This window comes from Mesorhizobium sp. M0408 (assembly GCF_040321495.1).
In the GTDB taxonomy this organism is placed as follows: Bacteria; Pseudomonadota; Alphaproteobacteria; order Rhizobiales; family Rhizobiaceae; genus Mesorhizobium.
In genome coordinates, this window is the sequence record NZ_JAMYRO010000073.1 from 1 (window position 1) to 2,037 (window position 2,037).

Below are 2,037 nucleotides of genomic sequence, written 5' to 3' on the forward strand. Positions count from 1 at the left end.
AACAGCCGTTGGCCTTTGACCGGCTCCTGCGCAATCTTCGCCAGAACGGCATTGGTGATGTATTTGTCCTCATTTTCGCGAGCGGTGCGTTGCTGGTGAAGGATCCGCTCGACAGTGCGCCAAGGAGGCTGTGCTTCCTGTAGATGTTAGCGTCCTTGACTGTGGTAAAGGCTTGTTTGAGCTGCCGGTCCGAGAAAGGCGAACGGCGCAATCAACGCACCCCCCCACCGATCCCAGTCCCAGTCACGATGTCGCACCTGGGGTTGGTTCCGGGCCTTCTCCCAGCCAGCAAGAAGGCTCCGGCCCCGAACGCGCCGCTGCTGCCGCCACCGGACACGGTGAGTGCGTTGAGCTCCTTCAACTTTATGGATGGATCAGTCCTGGCCGCCTTCAAGCGCTAGGTGCGAAAAGCGACAAGCCGGTGAGCGGGATAGCTGGCATAGGAGCAGCCCCAAACGCGGATGTCGTCGCAATAGCCGCGAACCTCGGCGGCGGAGATCAATTGCGTAGGGACGCCGTCGCACGGTCGTGCGGCAATGCAGGCACTCAGCTGGGCCGCGCACAGGCCAAGGAGGATCGTCTCCCGCAAGACCTTTGCCATGTACCGTTGATGGCGGCGAACAATGACCTGGTCAATCTGATTGACAGGAATAGTGCCTCGCCGAAAGCTATACAGCTCAGGAGCGTTGCGGCTTGTCGGGCACCAGCATGAGTTTGTCCACCATTCGGCCCAGTTCGGGAAGCGAACCGGCCTTCATCTTCTGCATAGCCCTGCTCCGATGCACCTTCACCGTGGCTTCGGCGATGCCGATATCATGGGCAATCTGTTTGCTCAGGCGGCCGCGAGCGACCTGAATCATGATCTCGCGCTCTCTCGGACTGAGCGAGCCGAAGCGCTCCCTAAGGTCGACCAGGCCCTTCTCGTTTTCCCGACGTGTGCGATCACGGAAAAGGCCGATTTGAATCGCCTCGAGGAGATCCTGATCGCGATACGGCTTGGTCAGGAACTCGATGGCACCTCTCTTCATCGCCTGCACGGACATCGGGATGTCACCGTGCCCCGTGACGAAGATGATAGGTAGTTCCCTGTTTGCTTCAGCGAGCTCGCGCTGCAAATCAAGACCGCTTTGCCCAGGTAATCTGACGTCGAGCACCAGGCAGGTCGGCCCATCCGTTGGATCGGACCTGAGAAAATCGGCAATGGACCCAAACAGCTGGACGGTGACACCGACCGATCGCAATAACCGCCCGACCGAGGCTCGAACCGCCGGATCGTCGTCGATGACCAAGACGGTGGAGCTTGCGTCAGGTATCGCTGTCCCATGGATCACGGCAACGAGCCCTTTGTCGCGGTTTGCAGATTTGGCCCACACGCACAAATCTAGTCCGAATCCCTGGACCTGAACAGCCCTTCCGTCTCTGAGGACTGGAAGGGCTAGACCCAGTTTATGCGCACTGGCAGAGTTCCCCCGGCCGCTTTCGGTGCCCAGCCTTCGCAATTCTCGCCCGGAGATAAACCAAAGTTTACGGAGCATCGGCGTTGCACCCGTGGCATTCTTCACGAGATCACGTAGTCCCCCACGGGGCGACGGCATTGTTGGGCTGCTTACACGGCGGTTCGAGCGAACTGCCAAAGGCGGCAGATGAAGAAATTATTGGTTTCGATCGTTGAAGATGATCGCTTCTTTCGCGAGTCCATGCGAAGGTTCATGAAGTCGCTCGGCTACACGGTCGAGGCGTTTCCATCGGCGGCCGATTTCCTGGCGTCCCCCCATCTCGCCGAGACGACCTGTCTCATCGCCGACATCCATATGCCTGTGATGACCGGGCTCGAACTCTACCGACACCTTGTCGATGAAGGGCGAGCGATTCCGACAATCCTCGTGACAGCCTACCCCAACGATGCTGATCGGGCCCGCGCACTGAACAATGGTGTCGTCTGCTATCTGGGCAAGCCAGTGGATGAGGACGATCTGAAAAGGTGTCTCGCCGCAGCTCTCACACCTGCTGGAACGACACCAAGAGTTTCATGATCTC

Annotated in this window: 3 protein-coding genes; 1 reads left to right on the plus strand and 2 read right to left on the minus strand. The window is 59.1% G+C overall.

From position 1 onward, the window contains the following. Positions 1-397 precede the first annotated feature (397 nt). The gene (locus tag NKI67_RS33720; RefSeq protein ID WP_352649159.1) at positions 398-601 is read right to left on the minus strand and encodes a hypothetical protein; all 204 of its coding nucleotides are present in this window, start codon (positions 599-601) and stop codon (positions 398-400) included. 76 nt (positions 602-677) lie between these two features. Beyond that, positions 678-1,313 carry a response regulator transcription factor gene (locus tag NKI67_RS33725; RefSeq protein ID WP_352649163.1) on the minus strand — a complete coding sequence of 212 codons (636 nt, stop codon included), beginning with the start codon at positions 1,311-1,313 and terminating at the stop codon, positions 678-680. 330 nt (positions 1,314-1,643) lie between these two features. Between NKI67_RS33725 and NKI67_RS33730 the strand changes: the two genes are divergently transcribed. After that, positions 1,644-2,033 carry a response regulator transcription factor gene (locus NKI67_RS33730; protein ID WP_352649161.1) on the plus strand — a complete coding sequence of 130 codons (390 nt, stop codon included), beginning with the start codon at positions 1,644-1,646 and terminating at the stop codon, positions 2,031-2,033. The last annotated feature ends 4 nt before the right edge of the window (positions 2,034-2,037 follow it).

Coding starts and splice junctions, on each gene's coding strand:
- NKI67_RS33720 (WP_352649159.1), bottom strand. CDS start 601: ATGGCAAAGGTCTTGCGGGAGACGATCCTCCTTGGCCTGTGCGCGGCC.
- NKI67_RS33730 (WP_352649161.1), top strand. CDS start 1,644: ATGAAGAAATTATTGGTTTCGATCGTTGAAGATGATCGCTTCTTTCGC.